Genomic DNA, 20,752 nt, shown 5'->3' on the forward strand with positions numbered 1-20,752 from the left:
TTGCAATTCTTTTTCCATTGTGAAACACTACAAGATAAGAGAGGAAGGGGGGAAAAGAGATGCCATATGTAACAGTCAAAATGCTTGAAGGCCGTACAGACGAACAAAAAAAGGCTTTAGTCGAAAAGGTGACTGCAGCCGTGACGGAAACAACTGGAGCACCAGCTGAAGCCGTGACGATTTTCATTGAAGAAATGTCAAAAAACCACTTAGCCGTAGCCGGTGTCCGTAAAAGCGATCTATAAGATTTACATAATGGGGAAAAGCTAAGCCATCAATTCGGCTTAGCTTTTGTTTTTAACTGCTCAATATATTCATATGCCTCATCAATTTCTTCAAGGGTATATTTTTGTTTGCTTTTCAGCGTAAAAATCTTCTCGGTGACTTCCTCTTTTTCAAGCGTGTCGAAGTATAATACCGTTGAAACCAGCTCCAAAAACCTGGCATTCTGTTCGTTCATATCCTGTAAGCATGCCTCAAGTGCCGGCATCTCCACTTCCTGTATGGATAGGAAATCCTGGCCGGCATCCGTTATCGAATAACAATATTGATAATAGCCTGCTTTTTTTTCCCTTACTTCATTCAAGTAGCCCATTTCGCAGAGCTCTTCAATCCGTAAGGTCAACTCCTCCGAATACGGTCCATAAAAGTGAAATTGAAACTTTTCATGAAATGGGAAGGACAGCTTCTTCGCGATATAAACGATTTTTTGTAATTTTTTTCGACCCGAGATTTCACCGGCAGTAGAAATTGCATTGATAATGTTTGCATGATCCTTAAACAAGGCCCGTCACTCCTCACCAAAAATGTACCACTTTAATCCGATAGCTCCAAAAGCTTGCGGATCTGTTTTTTAATATTTTTCTTCGTAGATTCATCACGCAATAAATCCGCTGGATAATACAACTTATGATCCGTTCTTCTTTTCCCTGAAATTGCATCGACAATTTCGGATTCACGTGATAATTCACGAATTTCGCCATTATTTTTAAGCAAGTGAATCGGAAGTCTCTCCTCTTCCTCACCCGGCCGGTAAAAATCATACGGCAGATCTGATGAGGAATCGACGACAAGATAATAATCCGGATCGATGCCTGCCTTCTTGAATAGCGTCCTTAATTCCATCAATCTGTTCATTTGACTGTTCGACGGATGGAATTCCACATATTTAAATAGTTTACGGTTAACGAAGCGAGTGCATAAATCTTTTAAAATCGCATCGTTTTCCTCTTCCCATGCTTCGAAATAATAGAGCATCACTGATTCATCCATTTTCAAATAGTCCGTTAAAGTCACTTCTCCCTTGAACAATGAATAAAAATGGTGCGGTTCTTGGGCAAACTCATAACCGGATTCATATAAATGTTTCGCCCTATGTAGGATCTTGGTAAGTATGACCTCCGCACTTCTCGTAACTGGATGGAAATAAACCTGCCAATACATTTGGTAGCGACTCATGATATAATCCTCAACCGCATGCATCCCGCTCTGCTTTATGACGGCATGTTCTTCCCTTGGCCTCATCACACGCAAAAGCCTTTCCATATCGAAATGTCCATAACTCACGCCAGTGAAATAAGCATCGCGCTGTAAATAGTCCATTCTATCAGCATCGATCTGACTTGAAATCAGGCTGACTACTAATTTGCCTTTATAGGTTTTCGCGATGACTTCTGCCACTTTTTTTGGAAAATCACGCCCAACTCTAAGGAGGATCTTATTCACTTCCGTATCGCCGACGATTATCTGCTGCGTGAATTGCTCATGATCCAGATCAAACACTTTTTCAAAAGAATGAGAGAAAGGACCATGACCCAAATCATGCAGGAGGGCTGCGCACAAGGATAGTAACCGCTCCTCTGGTTTCCATTCCGGTCTGCCCTCGAAAACATCATCCACGATTCTCCGGACAATCTCGTATACTCCAAGCGAATGGCTAAGCCGACTATGTTCCGCACCATGAAAGGTTAAATAAGTCGTTCCCAGCTGTTTGATCCTACGAAGCCGCTGGAATTCCTTCGTCCCTATTAAATCCCATATAACCCGGTCACGAACATGTATATATCGGTGCACCGGATCCTTGAATACTTTTTCTTCTTGTAATTTTTCGCCGGAATATCCCATGAACTACCCTCTTTTTCATAATCTCGATGCACTCATTATAGCGTGTTTTGACAAAAAACCCTAACTTCCACCTCGCTAGTAAGAGGGGGCATTTTTTAAGAAAACGGAAGTTCCAGTCTGGTTTTGTCTCGAAAATAAGGAAATAAAAAATCACCGCAGTGTGTCGAATCTGGGTGATGATTACTGGTTCCATATATCATAAGAAACAATCCACTCTACCTATATATCATGGATCCTACTTTAGTTTTTTATTGATTTTATCTAGTAACTCGTCTTCTGTCAGTGCAGCAACCGGACGGTTATTGACAAAGGCAAAAGACTTCTTTCTGCCAGGACCGCAGTAGGATTGGCAGCCCACTTCAATTTTCGCGTCGGGATCAAGCTTTTCAAGACGCGGGATCAATGTTTTTATGTTTACCGCCAAGCAGTCATCGCACACTCTGAATTCATTGGACATCCTCCGGTCACCATCCTTTCCATGACAAACTGTATTTCATCCATTTATATGACTAAAAGGTATTTTACCGTTTCTACTTATGAATATCAAGAGGGCTGAATGATGTGAAAAATGATGTAATTAATCAAAAAACTAGTATCCTTTTAACCTTTTTGTATAAAAAATCCATATTTTGTCCAAAATGCTAGTAGAACACCCATAAATCACTGCCACACGATATTTTATATAGTTATTTATTTTAAAAGTTACCAGAAAGGGAGTATGTAGAAATGAAGGTTCGTCAAGACGCCTGGACAGAAGAAGATGATTTGCTTTTGGCAGAAACGGTATTGCGCCATGTGCGGGAAGGCAGCACTCAGCTTAATGCTTTTGAAGAGGTAGGAGATAAGTTGAATCGTACCTCTGCAGCATGCGGATTCCGCTGGAATGCAGTTGTCCGCCATAATTATGATAAAGCGCTATCCCTTGCCAAGAAACAGCGTAAGCAGCGGCAAAGGATCCTTGGAAAAGATCAAGGAGGGAAAAAACGGCTTCTTTATACACCGCCGTCCCCAACGATTTCCGACATAATGGTTCCCCATGTACAAGAGGAGGAACTAGAGTTGAATACCGAAGTCGATACTGCCAATTATGAAGCAGCAGAGGAATTCGTTGTGGCAGAAGCCCTCACTCCTAAGACACAGCACACACCAGTTACTTTGGAATCGGCCATGAGCCTTGATGCCGTCATCGCCTATTTGGAATCCATGAACGGCCGCATGCTTCAAGCCGAAGTATTAAAAACCGAAAATGAAAGATTGAAGCTTGAAATTAAAGGACTGAAAAAGCGAAACGAAGATTTGGAGAATAAAATCAGCCACCTAGAACAAAACAGCGGCTTGATGCAGGAAGATTATGAAACTTTGATGAATATCATGAATCGAGCAAGAAAGCTGGTCTTGTTAGAGGAAGAGGAACGTCCGGCAACGAAGTTCAAGATGGACCGGAATGGCAATTTGGAAAAAATGGCCGAGTAATAAATAAGATAATGTGGGGTTCTGTTATATAGATCAACCACATGCCAGAGGCCGTTTCACCCCTATTTATCCGAAAAAAGGGAGCCAACAAGGCTCTTTTTTTCATTGTTTCAAGAAAGAAGGAATACTATCTCCGCCTATCATACAGCCCTTTTACAGTTTCAGTGAATGCTAAAGTCGTATTAAATGAAAGAAGCCATTCCTGACTTAATGGAACGGCTTCTTTCATATCAATCCTTTAATGCATCGAACACTTTATCATTGCGTTCGACCACTCTCGTCAAGTACGCCTCATACAGCGGCCATTCCTCAGCGGAAAGTGTGTCAGAGAATATCCTTTCGCTATGTTCCTTCAATACTTGAAGGAATCTGAGCATCACGTCTTGAACGCTCAATTGCACACCCAACAATTCGGTTAGGGATGCCATTACCGAAGGGACGATATCAGGATAAGCGAATTTGGTTTCTGCATTTCCTTTAGCTGCATCATAAAAACCCTTCACGAGACTGGCACGTTCAGCCCCGCTTCCATTGACACACAAATAGATTTGCACCGCTACACCATTGCGGATCCTGCGTTGGGATATACCGGCAAACTTTTGCCCATTTATACTTAAATCATAACTGCCAGGACAATAGGAACCGACGATTTCCCGCGCCTCCATCTTGACTGGGAAATCGGCAAACATCAATTGGACAAGCTCCCACATCGCATCATATCCACGATTGATTTCAATTTTCTGCTCGTTTTCAGGAAAAATGAGCGAAAAATTAAGGACCCCCTCATCCAGGACGACTGCAAGCCCTCCGGAATTCCTCACGATGGCCCGGAAACCATGTTCCTCCAAATGATCCAAGCCCTTTTTAAGAAAAGGCAACTTCGTATCCTGTATACCCATGACGATGGTTCGGTGGTGTACCCACGCCCTGGCTACGGCCGCTGATTTACCTGACCCAACGGAAGCGCAAAATGTATCATCCATCGCAAAGGACTCCAGAGCAGGAAACTGAGGTCCAACGGAAGATTGATCAATAATCCTCCACTCTTGCTGCATTAATAATGAATCTGTCTCACCCATACGAATCTCCCTCTACATTTAATCCTCAAGCTGCCTATTGATACTGCGCCACAAATCCCTGTGCAGCTGTAATGACAGCCAGTTTATATACATCCTCTTCACTGCATCCCCTCGAAAGGTCGTTCACCGGACGATTCAGCCCCTGAAGGATCGGACCGACTGCTTCGAAGCCACCCAAGCGCTGTACCATCTTATAGCTAATGTTCCCAGCTTCGAGACTTGGGAAAATAAAAACATTCGCATCCCCCTGAATAAGGGAATCCGGTGCTTTCTTCCTTGCCACAGAAGGGACGAAGGCCGCGTCAAACTGAAATTCCCCATCAAGGATGACTTCAGGGTCCATTTCTTTTGCCAAATCGACGGCATCAACCACTTTTAAGGTCTCGGGGGATGTTGCCGATCCCTTTGTCGAAAAGCTCAGCATCGCCACACGCGGTTCGATATCGAACATTAATGCAGTCTTCGCACTTTCTATAGCAATTTCAGCCAGGTCCTGGGAACTCGGGTTTATATTAATCGCACAATCCGCGAATACATATTTCTCTTCCTCCCGGACCATGATGAACACTCCCGAGGTTTTTTGGACGCCCGGCTTTGTTTTAATGATCTTTAAGGCTGGACGAACCGTATCGGCAGTAGAATGCGTTGCGCCACTAACCATTCCATGTGCCAGTTTCATATGGACGAGCATGGTTCCAAAATAGTTCTCATCCATTAAGATTTCACGTGCTTGTACATCAGTGTCTTTACCATCACGGACCTTCACGAACGCTTCAACCATTTCATCCATCATGATATAATTCTTCGGATCATATATTTCGATTGCATCAAGGGAGATCTTTAAGTCTTTTGCCTTCTCTTGAATCAACCCGATATCCCCGATCAATACCGGTGTCACCAGTTTAGCCTGGGCAAGCCTGCCTGCTGCTCCCAAAATCCGTTCATCCAACCCTTCCGGAAAAACGATCTTTAGATTATGCCCCATAATTTTCGATTCCAATATTTCAAATAAATCACTCATTGGCTCTTCCTCCTTTTTAGATACGTTTCCCCCATTTTTTCTATATTTAACCATCCGGTAAAATCCGTTGTCGTCTTCTTTTAAGAATACTCCAGCAGCCAGGTAAATTCCAGCCCTCCGCAAATTTGAAAATTACAGAAACACCGAAAAACAGTGATGGTGTTTGCGGGTTGATATAAATTTCCTTATACTGAAACTATGCTATATTAAAGTTATAATAAGACTTAGGAGTGATTGTAATGAGTGAAGCAGCACAAACACTGGACGGCTGGTATTGTTTACATGATTTCCGCCTGATCGACTGGGCTTCTTGGAAAACGTTATCAAGTGACGAACGCCAATTGGCCATCTCGGAATTCCAAGGTTTACTGGATAAATGGAATATGACACAAAGCGACAATGAAGGCAGCCATGCCCTATATTCCATCGTTGGTCAGAAAGCGGACTTCATGCTTATGTTTGCCCGCCCGACCATGGAAGAATTGAATGCAATCGAAACCGAATTCAACAAAACGAAGCTTGCCGAATATACAATTCCCGCTTATTCATACGTTTCGGTCGTGGAATTAAGCAATTACTTAGCTGGCGGAGATGGTGAGGACCCATACCAGAACCCTCATGTTCGTTCCAGACTTTATCCGATACTGCCAAAAGCGAAACATGTATGCTTCTATCCAATGGACAAGCGTCGTGATGGCGATGATAACTGGTATATGCTTTCCATGGAAGAGCGCAAAGGCTTAATGCGTTCCCACGGCTTGATTGGCCGCAGTTATGCCGGTAAAGTAAAACAAATCATTTCAGGTTCTGTCGGTTTTGACGATTATGAATGGGGCGTGACTCTATTCGCAGATGATGTCCTCCAATTCAAAAAATTAATCTATGAAATGCGTTTTGATGAAGTGAGTGCACGATACGCTGCATTTGGCTCTTTCTTTGTAGGCAATATCCTGCCTGAAGAAAATGTATCTTCATTCCTATACGTTTAAGACGAAGGGCTTCCGGTTTCCGGAAGCTTTTTTTGCGTCCGCTCCTTTTTATTTTTTCCCCGGCTGTGGAATAAATCCAATCCCCATCCCATACATTTTCAATAGTGATGAATTTATTTTTTCACAGTCCCATTCAGCTTCAGGAAAATTGATCAAGGCAATTCCTGACTCCAGCGAGGTGAAGGAACGTTACTTCTATTCATTAGCCGGCAAGAGGATATGGCTTATATCATGAACGGCAGCCGTTATGTATCGCTTAACATTCATTGTGGTTTTTTAAGCCACCCGGGGATTGTCCAGAAAACATATACAATACTACCGGTCGCTATAAATCGCACTGTTTCTCCCAGTCCACACTCTCGGATTATCCAAATTCCACAGCATCAACTAAACCTTGAATTCAGGAGGGAATGCAATGTCACAAAATAATCCTTATGGTAATTACCCGTACGGAGGAAGCCCTTATTACCCCTATGAAAATAATGAGCCTGAACTAAGGCAGCAGAATCCTAACCAGCAGCAGGGTTACCCGCAGCAAGGATACCAACAACCACCATACCAGCCACAACAGCCCACTATGGCAGGCACGCCACAACAAATGCCGATGCAGCAGGTGAGTCCAGCCACTTCCGGACCGCAGATACCTGGCATGCTTCCGGTTGAACAGTCGTACATCGAGAACATCTTGCGTTTGAATAAAGGGAAATTGGCCACTGTTTATACAACGTTTGAAAACAACAAGGAATGGAATGCCAAGATCTTCAAAGGAATCATCGAGGCTGCAGGACGCGATCATTTAATCATAAGCGATCCTCAGACGGGAAAACGATACTTAATCCCGATGGTATACTTAGATTATATAACGTTCGATGAAGAAATCGAATATGAATATCCATTTGGAGGCACTGGGCTTACCACCTATTCGCCAAGGTAAAAAAATCCTATATAGAAGAGCCTCAGAATCTATTTGATTCTGAGGCTCTTCTTATATTGGAATGACTTTTTCCAAAAAGATCGATCAGCTCAGTTTGTAGAGGTTCGGAACATTCCACCTTCAACTCATCAGGTATGGTTTCTATCTAAATGTAATAACAAAGTTGATTGGAGAAAAAGGTGCGAGCCCGCCTCTGGATAAGCGAGTGCCTGCAGCGGTAATGTACGTCCAAATTGTACAATCCATAAAAAAAACTGTAGACAAACTCGATTTCTTCGAATTTGTCTACAGCCTAAGCTGACCTTACAAGTATTTATACGCAGCAATGATCATTAAGACCCAAGCAACCAAGAAAGAAACTCCGCCAAGCGGTGTGATGGCACCAAGGACTTTGATTTGCGTAACGCTTAGAACGAATAGGCTTCCGGAAAATAGGATAATTCCTATTAGCATAAGCCAGCCGGACCAGTTGATCAGCGGACTATCAATTTTCCCAGCCAATAAACCGAGCACCAATAAACCCACCGCGTGGAACATTTGATATTGAACAGCGGTTTGCCAAGTTTCCAAATATTTATCAGGAATTTTCCCTTCCAGTCCGTGTGCACCGAATGCACCAAGTGCCACAGCAATAAACCCATTCAATGCACCTAAAATGATGAACAGTTTCAATTATTTCGCTCCCCTTCCCTAATTTAAAAATCGAACAAGGAATCCCCATTGGCCTCATCCATTTTAACCGGTACTACATTCGGTGTAGCCGGCATGACGGGCTGGGTTAATGTGATTGGCTTCTGTATGCTGATGTTCGCAGCTTTTTCATCAACCATCACTTCACAAAGGGACTTAATGGCCATTACATACCCTTGCACCTTATCCTCTGAATTTGCCTGTTTCGCTTTTAAAACAAGCTCTTCGATTTTATCTAACATTTGTCTTGATGAAATATCCAACTTTACCACCTCGTCTATATACAGGTCAAAACTATCATAACTAGCATAGCAAAAATCAGAGAAGAAAACACCTTGCATATTTCCTACCTTTTAATTGGCTTTGCTTGAAATTTCAAGCATGGCTCTCCTGAAGAACGAAAGACATCAAGAGAAGGCTGGTTTGATGTTTTGAATTGAAAAGCACGGCAGCCTTTTGGAAAACTGAGATCCCAAGTTATATAGAAATGACGGCAAGCCATACAATTCACCTGTTTCGTTCTCTTGCCGATATCATCGGTTCGGGATTTTCCAATCAATTGGAGATTCCCCCATTTCCATCAGCAATTGATTTGTTTTGGAAAATGGTTTGGTGCCAAAGAAACCACGGGAAGCCGACAGCGGACTCGGATGTACAGACTTAATAATTTTATGGCGGGCTTCATCAATCAAAGGGATTTTGGTTTGAGCAGGTTTCCCCCACAGGATGAATACAACCGGTTTCGGACGGTCATTCAATAGGCGAATAATTTGATTCGTAAAGATTTCCCATCCTTTTCCGCGGTGTGAATGCGCCTCTCCCTCACGGACAGTCAAGACGGTATTCAATAGAAGCACTCCCTGTTTTGCCCATTCGACCAGGTAACCATTATCTGGTACCTCATAGCCAAGATCGGTGTGTAACTCTTTAAAGATATTTCTTAAAGAGGGCGGGATGCGCACCTCCGGCTTGACTGAAAAACTAAGGCCATGCGCCTGACCCTGGCCATGGTAAGGGTCCTGTCCAAGGATGACAACCTTTACATCTTCAAAAGGAGTATAGTGAAGCGCATTGAAAATATCGTCCTGATCCGGATGAATGACTTGCTGACTGTACTCTTGCTTTATGAATTCCCATAGCTCCTGGTAATATTCTTTTTTGAATTCCTCTTTCAATAGAGGCCACCAATCATTTGTTAAAAACTGCTTTGCCATCTGCCACAGCCCCTCTCCGCTTATTGAAACTATATTATATCAAACTTCATCGCCTTGCCTTTTTCCATAGATTACGATTTATGTTTCTATATACCCCAAAAAGGGGAAAATAGAAAGCTAGCAAGCAATTTAACCATGTTGGAGGCTTTCCTATGAAAAAGTGGTACAAAAGAAAACGATTTTATCTGCTTGTCAGCATTTTGATCATCATTGCAATCGTCATTGCCTATAACAGCTACAAGCCACTTCCCGATGGCATTTCTTATGAAGGGAAGGTTCATCATGTCGAGGATATCGATTTCATCTATAATCTTTCCTATCACGACGAACAAGGGAATCTGCAACATGAGCAGCGAATTTTCCAAACCATAAATCAAGCCATAGAAGAGGCTGATTCTTATATCGTAATCGATATGTTTTTGTTTAATGCCTTTTATGATGAAAAGATAAACTTCCCGAAGTTAACCGAGACGCTGAAGGATAATCTGGTTGAACAGAAAAAAAAGAAACCTGGCCTCCAGATTATATTCATTACTGATGAAGTGAATACTTCCTATAATGCCTACCAGTTAGAGGCATTGGAAACGATGAAGAAAAATGGAATTGATGTCATTGTTACCAACTTAGACCGCCTCCGGGATCCGAATCCTCTCTATTCAGGTGTATATCGAACCTTTTTCCAATGGTTCGGTGAAAGCGGGAAAGGCTGGATTGTCAATCCAATGGCTAAAAGCGCACCAAAGGTCACCTTGCGTTCTTATCTTAGACTGATGAATATCAAAGCCAATCACAGAAAAGTGGTCGCGACTGAAAAAACGGCCATCATCTCATCTGCCAATCCTCATGACGCAAGTGGCTTCCACTCCAATATTGCCTTCCAGATGGACGGGAATATCATCGGCGATTTCGTTAAAGCCGAAGAAGCCGCTTCGAAATTCTCGGGAGGACCAAAGTCATTTCCTGAGTTCAAGGAGAAATCAGCTGATAAAGGGCCGATATCAGTACAACTGCTAACGGAAGGAAAAATCAATAAACATGTCCTAAAGGCAATTAAGGATGCCGAAAATGGTGACAAGGTCCATCTTGCCATGTTCTACATTGCCGATCGCGAGGTTGTCGAGGCATTAACGGATGCAGCTAAACGGGGTGTGAAGATTGAAATGATATTGGATCCGAATCAAAACGCATTCGGAAGTGAAAAAATCGGGCTGCCCAATCTTCCGGTTGCCGCCGAATTCGAAAAACTTGGGGATGAAAACATCTCGATCCGCTGGTATAAAACAGATAAAGAACAGTTCCATACAAAATTGATGATGATCCAAAAGGCTGATGAAACGGTCATTCTTGGAGGATCGGCTAATTATACTTCACGAAATCTAGATGACTATAACCTTGAAGCGAATGTTGAAATCCATGCTCCAAATGATGCGGACGTTTCCAAGGATGTCGACAGCTATTTCCATAGACTCTGGACAAATCAAAACGGAACATACACGTTGGATTACAGTGAATACCAAAAGAAACTGCCTGTCTTCAAATACTTGGCCTACCGCATACAGAAGGTATTCCGCTTCACCACTTACTAAATGTTCTTTGAGATAAATGTTTAACAGGGCCCAAATGAGGTTATATGTTACTATAGCCAATCAGCAACTGTAATAAGCAAGATTCCATTTACCTATTTTCGAGAAAACCTTAATGAAATTCAAGGAGGAGTTTATATGTATCAAGTACATGTAGTAGAAAACGGTTTACAAGCAAAGGAAAAAATCGATGAATTAGTTACATCAGGTTATACGAAAGACGATGTATATTTGTTTGCCCATGATAAAACCCGTTCTAAACACCTTACCGAGAATACAAATACAGAAGGTGTAGGCATGAAGGAACAAGGTTTCCTTGATACCGTCGGAAATCTCTTTAAATCTCGCGGAGATGAACTTCGTAATCGAATGAGCAACCTTGGCCTTAGTGATATGGAGGCAGAGCGTTACGAGGAAGTTCTTGACGAAGGAAAAGTAGTCATCGTTGCTTCCAAACAAGATAACAAAGACGGGGTCACACACTAAAACCCGTACCATTACCCTATATGGATTCATAAAAAAACGAGGCCCCAAAACCTAGGGCCTCGTTTTTTTATGAGCATTATCCCAGGATGCTTTGGTATGCGGCCTTTGCATGGACCATATCCTTCGTACCGTGAATCAATGCCCTGCCATCCTTGAAAATGACGATACGTTCCCCAGCTTTTTCACAGGAGAGAAGAAATGGATTGAATTTCACCAAATAACCGCTGCCGTCCAGATTTTTGGCTAATTTTTCAAGTTGCAGTTCCAGAGGTTTTGGCGGTCTTACCTGTACAGTGTCCCTCCCGCAAAGAACAGCCGTTTTCGTTGCATTTTCCATTGTTAAAAAGGGGTATGTCCTCTGCTCTCCGCATGAGAGACAATCTTTCTTTCTCGCTTTTGTCAATTTAACGGTTTGGTATTGATTTCTCCACAGATCAAAAGAAACTAGTGCAGGCCGTACCGATTCCCAATCTTCAACAAGGATTTTCAAAGCCTCGGCAGTTTGGTGTGCCACTACCATCGTAACAGCTGGTGATATGATCCCTCCTGTGTCACAGGTCATTCCTTGAATCGGGATCGCTTTAAGCAAACAGTGCAAACATGGAGTCTGCCCGGGAAGGATCGTCAAAGTCATGCCCACGCTCCCCACACATGCCCCATAAATCCACGGTATATGAAGCTTTTGTGATAAATCATTAATAATCATCCGTGTCTCAAAGTTGTCGGTTGCATCCAATATCAAATCAACATCACCTAGCAGCTGTTCGAGATTCTGGGCAGTTGCATCCATGATGATGGCATTCACTTCAACTTCATGGTTGATATCCAATAAATGACGCTTTGCCGCCTCTGCTTTTGGCAGTTTCTCCGCGACATCCCGTTCCGTATACATTTGTTGGCGCTGTAAATTACTGGTCTCGACATAATCCCTGTCAACAATGGTAAGCTTCCCTACTCCTGCACGAGTAAGGGCCTCGGCATTAGCAGATCCCAAAGCCCCTGCACCAAGAAGCAAGACATGCTTCTTCATAATTTTCAATTGGCCCCCTTCACCAACTGGGGCGAATAAAGTTTGCCTTGAATATCGCTCTTTCACCGTGAGCCCTCCCTTCCGGACGCTTCACCCTCCACTTACTGGCGGAATGAAAGCAACTGTATCTCCATCAGATAAAATCGTGTCATCATCAGCAAATTCCTCATTGACCGCTGTCATCACGGTTTCAAGACCTTCCAATTGAAAATCCACTTTCATCTTTCCTTTTAGCTGGGCAACACTCATTCCATTTCCTTCTATTGAAACAGTCTCTTTGCCTAGCTCATCTTTCAATTGGGCAAATAAAAGTACATTAATCATCAATATCCCCCTCTTCCGGTTTCCCTGATGGATATGGAACGGTTTCCAACTGGTTTCCTACCCATGTTTCCCCATCTTCCCAATGTTCTTTTTTCCAAATCGGGACGATTTCTTTAATTCTTTCGATCGCATACCTATTGGCCTCATATGCATCATTTCGGTGTGGCGTACTAACGGCAATAACCACTGCGATATCCGTGATTTCAAGTTTACCTACACGATGGGTGATCGCCGTTTCTGCATCAGGCCAACGCTCCTTGATCTCAGATCCGATTTGCTCCAATTTCTTGATGGCCATCGGTACATACGCTTCGTAAATTAAGAAGAGGGTCTTTTTTCCTTTCGTCATTTCCCTCACTGTACCAATAAAAGTCGTGACGGCACCCGCATTTCGACTGACTACTTTATCAATCACTTCCTGGATGACAATCGGCTCTTTTGAAATATTATAATTCATGTCTACCATCCTTTATATAATTCAGTTTGATCAATATAATCTGCCTCTTGATAATCTTCCCTCGTATTCATATTGAAAAAAAGGTAGTGAAATTGTTCAGGATTCTCGCGATATAACGTAAAGTCGGTTTCTTTCATGATTTTCACCGAGATCTTTTCCAAGAATAGACTCATTTTTAATTCATGTTTTAATAAACACTCCGTCAGTACAGGAAGACACCTTTTATGGTAAACAGCAAAAAGCGGCTGGAGCCTGCCATTTATTTCTGGAATGACAGCATCGAATCCAGGTTCATAATGGGTAATGATATCCTTTATGGCATCTGCACTCACAAACGGCATATCGCACGCTGCAAGGAACTGAAGCTCCGTTTTCGATGAGGTCAGCCCTGCATGCAATCCACCAAGAGGTCCTTGATCTTTATGTAAATCCGGAATGAGCGGAAGTTGCAGAAAATGATATTCTTCAAACGTATTCGTAATGACCATAATGTTTTCTGACACCTTTTTCAACTCGGATGCCACTCTTGAAATGTTCACAACGCCGCCTACGGTCAACAGTGCCTTATTCACTCCCATACGGCTTGATTTCCCGCCAGCTAAAAGCAACATGGTCCACTCCATAGAAATCAACCTCCCTTTTTTGGGTTTAATCCAGCATCGAACGGAAAAGCTATACTAAATGTGTCTCCACTATATTTAAATATTTTAAATCAAATTTGAAAATAATGACACTTCCACAACCTTTGCTTTGTCCATCAAAAGTTGGAGGCAGGGTCCAAAGCTAAAAGTGCATGCTGACATCCATCCAATTTCCTTAATTACAGGTTCGAAAAATGACTTATACGAGGCTATTGCCCTTCCTTTGCCAAGACACTCATAGTAGGCTGAAAACTAAGTTTTACATAAAAGAAATTTTGGTATATTCTAAAAATAGGATATTAACTGGTATGCTGATAATATCGATATCTAATTCTCCTGAGGAGGTCACATAATGACTATGAAAAGAGCTATGACAGTTGCCGGATCTGATTCGAGCGGCGGCGCAGGTCTTCAAGCAGATTTAAAGACATTCCAAGAATTCGGCGTTTACGGTATGTCCGCTTTAACGACAATCGTGACGATGGATCCGAAGAATGGCTGGGCCCATAATGTATTCCCTACACCGGTCGAAGTTTTGGAAGCCCAAATCGAAACGATTCTATCAATAGGCATTGATGCCATGAAGACAGGAATGCTTGGATCAGTGGAAATCATTGAACTTGTTGCCCGTAAAATAGATGAGTTGAAGCTGGACAAAGTCGTCATCGATCCAGTTATGGTATGTAAAGGTGAAGATGAAGTATTGCACCCTGAAACGGCTGTAGCACTGCGCGAACTGCTTGTTCCACGTGCAACTGTAGTCACACCTAACCTGTTCGAGGCCGCTCAGTTAGCGGGAACTGCTCCTATCAAGACGATTGATGATATGAGGGCTGCAGCTGAAAAGATTCATGCACTTGGTGCAAAATATGTCTTGATCAAAGGCGGTAATAAGCTGGATCATGATAAAGCCATCGACCTTTTATATGATGGACAAGAATTTGAAATCCTTGAATCGGAAAAAATCGAAACGACCAATACACATGGTGCCGGCTGTTCATCTTCTGCCGCCATTGCAGCTCAATTGGCTGAAGGGAAAAGCCCGCGTGAAGCTATCCTCGTTTCTAAAGACTTCATCACCGAAGCGGTTCGCCATTCTTGGAAAATGAATGACTATGTCGGACCCGTCAATCATGGCGCATACCATAAATATGGGGTTGCGGAAAAAACACAAAAATAAAACATCAAGTTTAATGGCCGCTCAAATTCATCGAGCGGCCTTTTTCGCTTTTTTTGTTTTTATCTAGTAAAATAGAAAGAAGGAAAAAAAAGCTTATCTAGCCGCCCAGTTAAGGAGGAAATTATCGAATGAAACCTATAGACCGTACAGAGGTGCAAAATGCCATTGATTCTTTCGCCGGACAAGATGTATATCTTCACCTTGAAACGACAAATGGCGCCTATGCCACTCATGTAGATGAAGCTTTCTTCTCGGCAGGTGCTTATATTCGTAACGCTTTTATTCAGTATGAACATGGCAAGATAGTTGGGGATGGACCCTATCGCATCGGCTTGAAGCTCAATATTGGCTGGGTATATGCAGAAGGCGTTAACCACTTCGAAATGGATGAACAGGGGAGATTGCTATTGGCAGGCCTTGATTTTTCCGGAAAGCTTGCTGTCTCCATGCAGCTCAGTCCCACTCCCTTTGAATGATGACAACTTGCTTGATATATATCATATGATGATTCCGATGAAAACTCCCATTCACCGATAAACATACCTACTGTAAGTAGTACGGAAGGAGAAATATACCTTGGAAAAAGAACGCCATGTATTAGTTATATTCCCACATCCCGATGATGAAGCCTTCTCGGTCTCCGGAACGCTTGCCCTTCATAGAGAAGCGGGCACTCCTGTCACCTATTTATGCTTAACTTTAGGAGAAATGGGACGTAATTTAGGAAACCCTCCATTCGCAACAAGGGAATCGCTTCCTAAAATTCGTAAAAAGGAATTAATCGATGCAGCAAATGCGATAGGCATCCAAGATTTACGCATGCTTGGATTGCGTGATAAGACGATTGAATTCGAAGATGATGAAAAGCTGACTTCATTATTCACCGATGCCATCAATGAATTGAATCCTTCATTGATCATTACGTTTTACCCAGGATACAGTGTCCATCCGGACCATGAAGCGACAGCACGGGCTGTAGTTCGGGCCGTGGAAAGAATGGAAGAGAAAGAGAGACCTAAACTTCATTGTGTCGCCTTCTCGAATAACTGCATTGACGAACTGGGACAGCCCGACATCGTCCATGATATCACTGCCGTCGAAGAAAAAAAGGTAGCCACATTCACTGCCCACCGTTCGCAAACGGAAGCAATGGTGATCGATTGGAAAGAGAAATTCGAAAATCAGGATGCAGATTTCCTAGACTGGATCCGCAAAGAAAGATTATGGACCTATAAATTTTAAGAAAACCGCCAATAAGGCGGTTTTCTTTGTTTATGGCATAAAAAAAACGCCTGTTGGATTACAGGCGGAGAAAAGGGGGATACTTTGGAAAATCAATCATAATATAAGCATCCCCAAAATACTTCTTTTTATACAATCCTATTGAAAAAATTTAGGCAGACAAGCGTTCCTCATGCTGCATTTTCACTCTTGCTGAGGCTTTTTTCCCATGTGCCAAGTAATAAATGCCAATAAGTACGAATGCAAAAACCGACATTCCCATGAATAACCCTTTGAACCCTGTAAATGGAATAAGGAATCCCAATAGGAATGGACCAACACCAATACCGAAGTCATACATTGTAAAAAATGTGGATGTGGCTAATCCCATCCGATTTGATGGGGCTTCCTTGATGGAAATCGCTTGACAGCTTGATTGGAATGTACCATACCCCACTCCGATCAAGGCGCCGGCAATCAGAAGCGTGATACCATGATGGGATTGACTGAGGATGACCATACCGACGGCAAATAGTAAGAGCGATGGGTAAATAACTGCATTTTCCCCCTTCACATCAAACATCCGTCCTGTAAACGGACGGGACGCCAAAAGGAAAACAGCAAAAACGACAAAGAAGAAGCTCGCCGCATCCATTAAATCCATTTCCTTCGCAAAAGACGTTAAATAGGACAAGATGCTCGAATAGGTAAATCCGGCAAACCCGATAAAAATGGAAATGGGCAGTGCCCTTTTTTCAAAGTAATCGCTGATTTTAAATCCTTTTTGTGGCGAAGCTCCGCCCTTATCCCCCTCAGGCACATTCATGAATAATGATGCAACTAAAGAAAATGCGGCAAATAAGGAGGCTGCATAGAAAATGATGGAATAACTGAAATGCTGTGTTATCAGCAATCCAATGAACGGACCGAATGCCATTGCCAAGTTGGTACTCATGGCAAAGTAACCCGTACCTTCCCCGCGTCTTTCATTCGGAATGATATCCGCAGCAATCGTTCCAGTTGCCGTAGTGGCAAGGCCAAAAGCAAAACCTTGAATAAACCGATCGATCAATAAGAGGGATAAACTATTCACCAGGAAATAGCCGATGGATGCGATCAGGAATAGAACCAACGAGCCAAGCAACATCTTTCTGCGGCCGATCTTGTCAATTTTTTTCCCTGCAATCGGTCTGACAAGCACAGCCCCCAGAACAAAAATACTTGAAGCAAGCCCTGCTTGTGCTTGCGACGCATTAAAATTATCCATCGTATAAATGGTCAATGTCACCATCAGGACATAAAAAGTTAAAAATAGAAAAAAGTTCACAGACGAAACAATCAGAAAGTCTTTCGTCCACAATTTCGGTTTGTGATTCATTTCAATCCTTCTTCCTTACTATTGTTTTAATTTTTCCTTCAGGAAAATCAACGTACGTAACGTTGCCTCCCGGTCTTCTTCAGCCAAACCGCTCATTAATTGAAGTTCAAATTCCTCAACTACCTTTTTGGCCTCTTGATAAGTCCTTAAACCTGACTCCGTTAACTGTATTCTCCGTTCCCGTTTATCTTTTCCTGGAACTTGTTCAATCAACTCAAGCTCTTCCAGCCGGTTTACCGTCCTAGTTACCGTCGGTTTCTCCACATCTAAATAAGTGCTTATTTCAACAAGCGTAGAACAGCCGAACTGACTTAGATAATATACAATTGACCATTGGGAATGATAAAGATCAACCTTGGCCAATTGTTCATTTAACTTTTTCGTAAATGACCTTGAAAATTGTAAGTTATGATGAAAAAAACCATTTTGAAAGGACAAAGGTATTCCTCCTGTAAAGTAGTTACCTAGGTAACTATACACCTATTCATTAAAAATGTCTAGCCCTCAGGAAGAACGAAAACAACCGTAGGGACACAGTATCCTCAGCTTCTACACCACTTCCGAGACAAAAAAATACCCTTTTCAGGGGATTCGCGCTTTTACTCGTGAATTTCATGCTTTTACTCGTGAGTTTCACACCTTTACTCGTGAATTTCACGCTTTTACTCGTGAGTTTCATGCTTTTACTCGTGAGTTTCATGCTTTTACTCGTGAATTTCATGCTTTTACTCGTGAGTTTCACACCTTTACTCGTGAATTTGGTGCCATACACAAAAAGGAAACCCCGCTATTGGCGAGGTTTCCCAAATATATGCTTCTTTTCTGCTCATTGATCACATCAAGGCATATTTAACCGAGATAGCGGCAAACGATATAGCTTATCATCCTTTTCATCAGGATTTCCTCGGCCGTCCGTATTGTTGCTTATGAAATATATGAATTCTTCATCAACGAATACATCACGTATCCTTCCTGAGCCCGTTATGATATTGGTCAGTTTTCCGCTCTTTACATCGTAACTCTTTAGCGCTTCGCCCCTTAAGGCTGCAAAATAAAGCTTTCCGTCAAAATAGGCCATGCCTGAAGGAGCCCATGTATTTTCACCGGAATGAATCAATGGTTTTACCATATCCGGTTTCTGCTCATCGCCCTGTATCTCTGGCCAGCCATAGTTCTTACCGGGGTCAATTTTATTTAATTCATCGTGGGCCGAATCTCCGTGCTCACTTTCATACAACTGTCCTGCTTCATCCCAAGCCAGACCTTGTGGATTGCGGTGACCGTATGAATAGATATATGAATTCCCGAAAGGATTATCTTTAGGAATGGTGCCATCCAGGTTCAAGCGCAGAATTTTCCCGCCTAAAGATTCTATGTCCTGTGCAATTTCAGACTTTCTTGCATCACCTGTTGTTGCATATAGCTTATCATCCGGTCCAATCTTGATCCTGCCGCCATGGTGGAAGTCCCCGCTTGGTATTCCGTCGATTAAGGTCTCCATCTCCTGCCATATATCATCATTTTTTTCTAAAATGACGATGCGATTGATGGAATCCCCGCCCTCTTCATAAGTATAATAGGCGAAAGCTTGCCCGCTCTTAGAGAAATCGGGAGCTAGTAAAAATCCAAGCAATCCAGCTTCCGCTTTCGCCGACAATGTCTTTTTAAGATTGACCTTTTGCCGTGTCATCTTATCCTTGTCCCATTCGACGATTGTTCCAGTCCGCTCTGACACATACATTATGTCCCCATTCTTCTGAATCGACCACGGGGCCTGCAGGTTCGTTACCAACACATCCGGACCTTCCCCTAAAGTGCCTGTCACTTCCTTGTCAGGATTCGGCTGGTTTTTGCTTTCGTCATCATTCATGTTGCAACCAGTTAAAAACAATGTCGCCATAAGGAAAAATAAGAGCATCTTTTTCAATGTTCTTTCCCCCTTTGATTCATGAGTTTAATAGGCTGACTGTTTAAGTACCTTTAAAATTGCCTCCGCGACGCCTGATTCATCATTCTTGCCTGTTACTGCATCACACAGTTTTTTAATTTCGAGCGGGGCATTTCCCATTGCGACAGACAAACCTACCCGTTCAAACATGGATACATCATTATAATTATCCCCAATAGCCATGGTTTCCTGCATCGAGCCGGATTTTCCATTCACATATGTTTCAAGTGCCGTACCTTTTTGAGCCGTTTCACTCATGATTTCTACATTTTCACGTCCTGATGAAGTGACTGTAACTCCCTGTCCTTCCAATTTCGAAGCAATTTGATTTAATAAAGTTAAATCCTTTGAGAAGCTGAGAATTTTATAATATTCCTCATTCGAACGGCTGAATAACTCGGAATAATCGGAAATTGAAGTTACCTGTCCCAACTGTAAACGCTGCTCTGCAAATTTTCGCATACCCTCAGGGTCAATGTCGGGATTGGCTGTAACGAATACATCAACCAAAACAGATATTGCGTTTTCATAGTCTTTGGAATAAATCCCCTGACTCGTATATATTTCGAAATAAATCCCTTGTTCTTCGAGGAATCCAGCGACCATTTTAGCAGTGGCTGCTGACATTGGATTAGAAGCGGCAATCTCCCCTTCCTCCGTGAAGAGGGCCGCACCATTTACACAGATGACAGGGCAAACGATGCCTGCTTCATCTAAAGCGAACCTTGCTTCCACATAAGATCTTCCAGTAGCAATGATCACTTCCACTCCCTCGCTTTGCGCCCTCAGGATTGCTTGTTTATTTTCCTCACTGACCTTTTGCATTTTGTTTAGCAATGTTCCGTCCATATCAATCGCAATCGTCTTTATCAATTCAATCGGCCCCTTTTTTCAATATAATCCCTATTTTAACCGAAAGGGCGTGGATAAACACGTTTAACAAACCCGTATATATTCTTGATGTGGCTTCAGGGGTTAAA

At 42.6% G+C, this 20,752-nt stretch carries 25 protein-coding genes; 9 read left to right on the forward strand and 16 right to left on the reverse strand.

Going from position 1 to position 20,752, the window contains the following annotated elements:
* The first annotated feature begins 59 nt into the window (after window positions 1-59).
* Window positions 60-245, forward strand: coding sequence for a 2-hydroxymuconate tautomerase (locus ACJ9PY_RS26140; RefSeq protein ID WP_034315897.1), 186 nt, complete (start codon window positions 60-62; stop codon window positions 243-245).
* Between the two features lie 29 nt (window positions 246-274).
* Here the strand turns inward: ACJ9PY_RS26140 and ACJ9PY_RS26145 are convergent, their stop codons facing one another.
* The 3 genes from ACJ9PY_RS26145 to ACJ9PY_RS26155 form a co-directional block, all read right to left on the reverse strand.
* Window positions 275-784: a YwgA family protein gene (locus ACJ9PY_RS26145; RefSeq protein WP_034315899.1), complete on the reverse strand. Its 510-nt coding sequence runs from the start codon at window positions 782-784 to the stop codon at window positions 275-277.
* A 32-nt stretch (window positions 785-816) separates the two neighbouring features.
* Window positions 817-2,124, reverse strand: a complete 1,308-nt coding sequence (locus tag ACJ9PY_RS26150) for an HD domain-containing protein (protein ID WP_034315900.1) — start codon at window positions 2,122-2,124, stop codon at window positions 817-819.
* A 235-nt stretch (window positions 2,125-2,359) separates the two neighbouring features.
* Window positions 2,360-2,581 carry a DUF1450 domain-containing protein gene (locus tag ACJ9PY_RS26155; RefSeq protein WP_034315903.1) on the reverse strand — a complete coding sequence of 74 codons (222 nt, stop codon included), beginning with the start codon at window positions 2,579-2,581 and terminating at the stop codon, window positions 2,360-2,362.
* Window positions 2,582-2,850: 269 nt separating this feature from the next.
* Between ACJ9PY_RS26155 and ACJ9PY_RS26160 the strand changes: the two genes are divergently transcribed.
* Window positions 2,851-3,597 carry an RsfA family transcriptional regulator gene (locus tag ACJ9PY_RS26160; protein WP_095390579.1) on the forward strand — a complete coding sequence of 249 codons (747 nt, stop codon included), beginning with the start codon at window positions 2,851-2,853 and terminating at the stop codon, window positions 3,595-3,597.
* Between the two features lie 230 nt (window positions 3,598-3,827).
* Here the strand turns inward: ACJ9PY_RS26160 and ACJ9PY_RS26165 are convergent, their stop codons facing one another.
* Together ACJ9PY_RS26165 and pta are read right to left on the reverse strand one after the other, a co-directional pair.
* The gene (locus ACJ9PY_RS26165) at window positions 3,828-4,676 is read right to left on the reverse strand and encodes a biotin/lipoate A/B protein ligase family protein (protein ID WP_098864419.1); all 849 of its coding nucleotides are present in this window, start codon (window positions 4,674-4,676) and stop codon (window positions 3,828-3,830) included.
* 34 nt (window positions 4,677-4,710) lie between these two features.
* On the reverse strand, window positions 4,711-5,697 hold the full coding sequence (gene pta / locus ACJ9PY_RS26170; RefSeq protein WP_034315909.1) for a phosphate acetyltransferase: 987 nt from the start codon (window positions 5,695-5,697) through the stop codon (window positions 4,711-4,713).
* 239 nt (window positions 5,698-5,936) lie between these two features.
* Between pta and hemQ the strand changes: the two genes are divergently transcribed.
* Window positions 5,937-6,686, forward strand: coding sequence for a hydrogen peroxide-dependent heme synthase (gene hemQ / locus ACJ9PY_RS26175; RefSeq protein ID WP_268563622.1), 750 nt, complete (start codon window positions 5,937-5,939; stop codon window positions 6,684-6,686).
* Between the two features lie 415 nt (window positions 6,687-7,101).
* Window positions 7,102-7,620 carry a spore coat protein GerQ gene (gene gerQ / locus ACJ9PY_RS26180; protein WP_411739293.1) on the forward strand — a complete coding sequence of 173 codons (519 nt, stop codon included), beginning with the start codon at window positions 7,102-7,104 and terminating at the stop codon, window positions 7,618-7,620.
* Window positions 7,621-7,923: 303 nt separating this feature from the next.
* On the opposite strand, the gene ACJ9PY_RS26185 is transcribed toward gerQ, so the two are convergent.
* The 3 genes from ACJ9PY_RS26185 to ACJ9PY_RS26195 all read right to left on the reverse strand — a co-directional run bounded on the left by ACJ9PY_RS26185 (window position 7,924) and on the right by ACJ9PY_RS26195 (window position 9,524).
* On the reverse strand, window positions 7,924-8,292 hold the full coding sequence (locus ACJ9PY_RS26185; protein ID WP_053536916.1) for a DUF423 domain-containing protein: 369 nt from the start codon (window positions 8,290-8,292) through the stop codon (window positions 7,924-7,926).
* Window positions 8,293-8,315: 23 nt separating this feature from the next.
* The gene (locus ACJ9PY_RS26190; RefSeq protein ID WP_369315174.1) at window positions 8,316-8,573 is read right to left on the reverse strand and encodes a YwdI family protein; all 258 of its coding nucleotides are present in this window, start codon (window positions 8,571-8,573) and stop codon (window positions 8,316-8,318) included.
* Between the two features lie 270 nt (window positions 8,574-8,843).
* The gene (locus tag ACJ9PY_RS26195; protein WP_057278207.1) at window positions 8,844-9,524 is read right to left on the reverse strand and encodes a uracil-DNA glycosylase; all 681 of its coding nucleotides are present in this window, start codon (window positions 9,522-9,524) and stop codon (window positions 8,844-8,846) included.
* A 152-nt stretch (window positions 9,525-9,676) separates the two neighbouring features.
* On the opposite strand from ACJ9PY_RS26195, the gene ACJ9PY_RS26200 reads away from it, so the two are divergent.
* Together ACJ9PY_RS26200 and ACJ9PY_RS26205 are read left to right on the forward strand one after the other, a co-directional pair.
* Window positions 9,677-11,110, forward strand: coding sequence for a phospholipase D family protein (locus tag ACJ9PY_RS26200; RefSeq protein WP_411739294.1), 1,434 nt, complete (start codon window positions 9,677-9,679; stop codon window positions 11,108-11,110).
* Between the two features lie 135 nt (window positions 11,111-11,245).
* Complete coding sequence (locus tag ACJ9PY_RS26205; protein WP_053536921.1) at window positions 11,246-11,593, forward strand: general stress protein; 348 nt, start codon at window positions 11,246-11,248, stop codon at window positions 11,591-11,593.
* A 76-nt stretch (window positions 11,594-11,669) separates the two neighbouring features.
* Here the strand turns inward: ACJ9PY_RS26205 and ACJ9PY_RS26210 are convergent, their stop codons facing one another.
* From ACJ9PY_RS26210 to ACJ9PY_RS26225, 4 genes are read right to left on the reverse strand one after another with little or no spacing between them, the layout of a single operon-like run.
* Window positions 11,670-12,689, reverse strand: a complete 1,020-nt coding sequence (locus ACJ9PY_RS26210; RefSeq protein WP_411739295.1) for a MoeB/ThiF family adenylyltransferase — start codon at window positions 12,687-12,689, stop codon at window positions 11,670-11,672.
* A 24-nt stretch (window positions 12,690-12,713) separates the two neighbouring features.
* A complete protein-coding gene (gene moaD / locus ACJ9PY_RS26215; protein WP_034315925.1) occupies window positions 12,714-12,947 on the reverse strand; it encodes a molybdopterin converting factor subunit 1 in 234 nt (77 codons plus the stop codon).
* Window positions 12,940-13,404: a molybdenum cofactor biosynthesis protein MoaE gene (locus ACJ9PY_RS26220; RefSeq protein ID WP_053536924.1), complete on the reverse strand. Its 465-nt coding sequence runs from the start codon at window positions 13,402-13,404 to the stop codon at window positions 12,940-12,942. Before ACJ9PY_RS26220 ends, moaD begins: the two co-directional genes overlap by 8 nt.
* 2 nt (window positions 13,405-13,406) lie before the next feature.
* Window positions 13,407-14,027: a molybdenum cofactor guanylyltransferase gene (locus tag ACJ9PY_RS26225; RefSeq protein ID WP_057278210.1), complete on the reverse strand. Its 621-nt coding sequence runs from the start codon at window positions 14,025-14,027 to the stop codon at window positions 13,407-13,409.
* Between the two features lie 370 nt (window positions 14,028-14,397).
* On the opposite strand from ACJ9PY_RS26225, the gene pdxK reads away from it, so the two are divergent.
* The 3 genes from pdxK to bshB2 all read left to right on the forward strand — a co-directional run bounded on the left by pdxK (window position 14,398) and on the right by bshB2 (window position 16,467).
* On the forward strand, window positions 14,398-15,225 hold the full coding sequence (gene pdxK / locus ACJ9PY_RS26230) for a pyridoxine/pyridoxal/pyridoxamine kinase (protein ID WP_170946897.1): 828 nt from the start codon (window positions 14,398-14,400) through the stop codon (window positions 15,223-15,225).
* Between the two features lie 128 nt (window positions 15,226-15,353).
* Window positions 15,354-15,701: a YojF family protein gene (locus ACJ9PY_RS26235; protein ID WP_034315946.1), complete on the forward strand. Its 348-nt coding sequence runs from the start codon at window positions 15,354-15,356 to the stop codon at window positions 15,699-15,701.
* Window positions 15,702-15,801: 100 nt separating this feature from the next.
* Window positions 15,802-16,467, forward strand: a complete 666-nt coding sequence (bshB2, locus tag ACJ9PY_RS26240) for a bacillithiol biosynthesis deacetylase BshB2 (protein WP_034315960.1) — start codon at window positions 15,802-15,804, stop codon at window positions 16,465-16,467.
* Window positions 16,468-16,618: 151 nt separating this feature from the next.
* Here bshB2 and ACJ9PY_RS26245 read toward each other — a convergent pair whose 3' ends face one another.
* From ACJ9PY_RS26245 to ACJ9PY_RS26260, 4 genes are all read right to left on the reverse strand, one after another.
* Complete coding sequence (locus ACJ9PY_RS26245) at window positions 16,619-17,824, reverse strand: MFS transporter (protein WP_268935960.1); 1,206 nt, start codon at window positions 17,822-17,824, stop codon at window positions 16,619-16,621.
* 18 nt (window positions 17,825-17,842) lie between these two features.
* Window positions 17,843-18,262: a MarR family winged helix-turn-helix transcriptional regulator gene (locus ACJ9PY_RS26250; protein WP_053536927.1), complete on the reverse strand. Its 420-nt coding sequence runs from the start codon at window positions 18,260-18,262 to the stop codon at window positions 17,843-17,845.
* 400 nt (window positions 18,263-18,662) lie between these two features.
* Window positions 18,663-19,751, reverse strand: coding sequence for a PQQ-dependent sugar dehydrogenase (locus ACJ9PY_RS26255; protein WP_411739296.1), 1,089 nt, complete (start codon window positions 19,749-19,751; stop codon window positions 18,663-18,665).
* A gap of 27 nt (window positions 19,752-19,778) precedes the next feature.
* Complete coding sequence (locus ACJ9PY_RS26260) at window positions 19,779-20,645, reverse strand: Cof-type HAD-IIB family hydrolase (protein WP_258249495.1); 867 nt, start codon at window positions 20,643-20,645, stop codon at window positions 19,779-19,781.
* Window positions 20,646-20,752: the final 107 nt, after the last annotated feature.

It is taken from the genome of Peribacillus sp. S4 (assembly GCF_046715815.1).
GTDB classification, from domain to species: domain Bacteria; phylum Bacillota; class Bacilli; order Bacillales; family DSM-1321; genus Peribacillus; species Peribacillus frigoritolerans.

Excerpts from the sequence above, each read along its gene's own strand:
- gerQ (WP_411739293.1), top strand. The coding sequence starts at position 7,102 with ATGTCACAAAATAATCCTTATGGTAATTACCCGTACGGAGGAAGCCCT.
- ACJ9PY_RS26160 (WP_095390579.1), top strand. The coding sequence starts at position 2,851 with ATGAAGGTTCGTCAAGACGCCTGGACAGAAGAAGATGATTTGCTTTTG.
- ACJ9PY_RS26205 (WP_053536921.1), top strand. The coding sequence starts at position 11,246 with ATGTATCAAGTACATGTAGTAGAAAACGGTTTACAAGCAAAGGAAAAA.
- ACJ9PY_RS26150 (WP_034315900.1), bottom strand. The coding sequence starts at position 2,124 with ATGGGATATTCCGGCGAAAAATTACAAGAAGAAAAAGTATTCAAGGAT.
- ACJ9PY_RS26235 (WP_034315946.1), top strand. The coding sequence starts at position 15,354 with ATGAAACCTATAGACCGTACAGAGGTGCAAAATGCCATTGATTCTTTC.
- ACJ9PY_RS26155 (WP_034315903.1), bottom strand. The coding sequence starts at position 2,581 with ATGTCCAATGAATTCAGAGTGTGCGATGACTGCTTGGCGGTAAACATA.
- ACJ9PY_RS26200 (WP_411739294.1), top strand. The coding sequence starts at position 9,677 with ATGAAAAAGTGGTACAAAAGAAAACGATTTTATCTGCTTGTCAGCATT.
- ACJ9PY_RS26220 (WP_053536924.1), bottom strand. The coding sequence starts at position 13,404 with ATGAATTATAATATTTCAAAAGAGCCGATTGTCATCCAGGAAGTGATT.
- moaD (WP_034315925.1), bottom strand. The coding sequence starts at position 12,947 with ATGATTAATGTACTTTTATTTGCCCAATTGAAAGATGAGCTAGGCAAA.
- hemQ (WP_268563622.1), top strand. The coding sequence starts at position 5,937 with ATGAGTGAAGCAGCACAAACACTGGACGGCTGGTATTGTTTACATGAT.
- ACJ9PY_RS26140 (WP_034315897.1), top strand. The coding sequence starts at position 60 with ATGCCATATGTAACAGTCAAAATGCTTGAAGGCCGTACAGACGAACAA.
- pta (WP_034315909.1), bottom strand. The coding sequence starts at position 5,697 with ATGAGTGATTTATTTGAAATATTGGAATCGAAAATTATGGGGCATAAT.
- pdxK (WP_170946897.1), top strand. The coding sequence starts at position 14,398 with ATGACTATGAAAAGAGCTATGACAGTTGCCGGATCTGATTCGAGCGGC.
- ACJ9PY_RS26195 (WP_057278207.1), bottom strand. The coding sequence starts at position 9,524 with ATGGCAAAGCAGTTTTTAACAAATGATTGGTGGCCTCTATTGAAAGAG.
- ACJ9PY_RS26165 (WP_098864419.1), bottom strand. The coding sequence starts at position 4,676 with ATGGGTGAGACAGATTCATTATTAATGCAGCAAGAGTGGAGGATTATT.
- ACJ9PY_RS26245 (WP_268935960.1), bottom strand. The coding sequence starts at position 17,824 with ATGAATCACAAACCGAAATTGTGGACGAAAGACTTTCTGATTGTTTCG.
- ACJ9PY_RS26225 (WP_057278210.1), bottom strand. The coding sequence starts at position 14,027 with ATGGAGTGGACCATGTTGCTTTTAGCTGGCGGGAAATCAAGCCGTATG.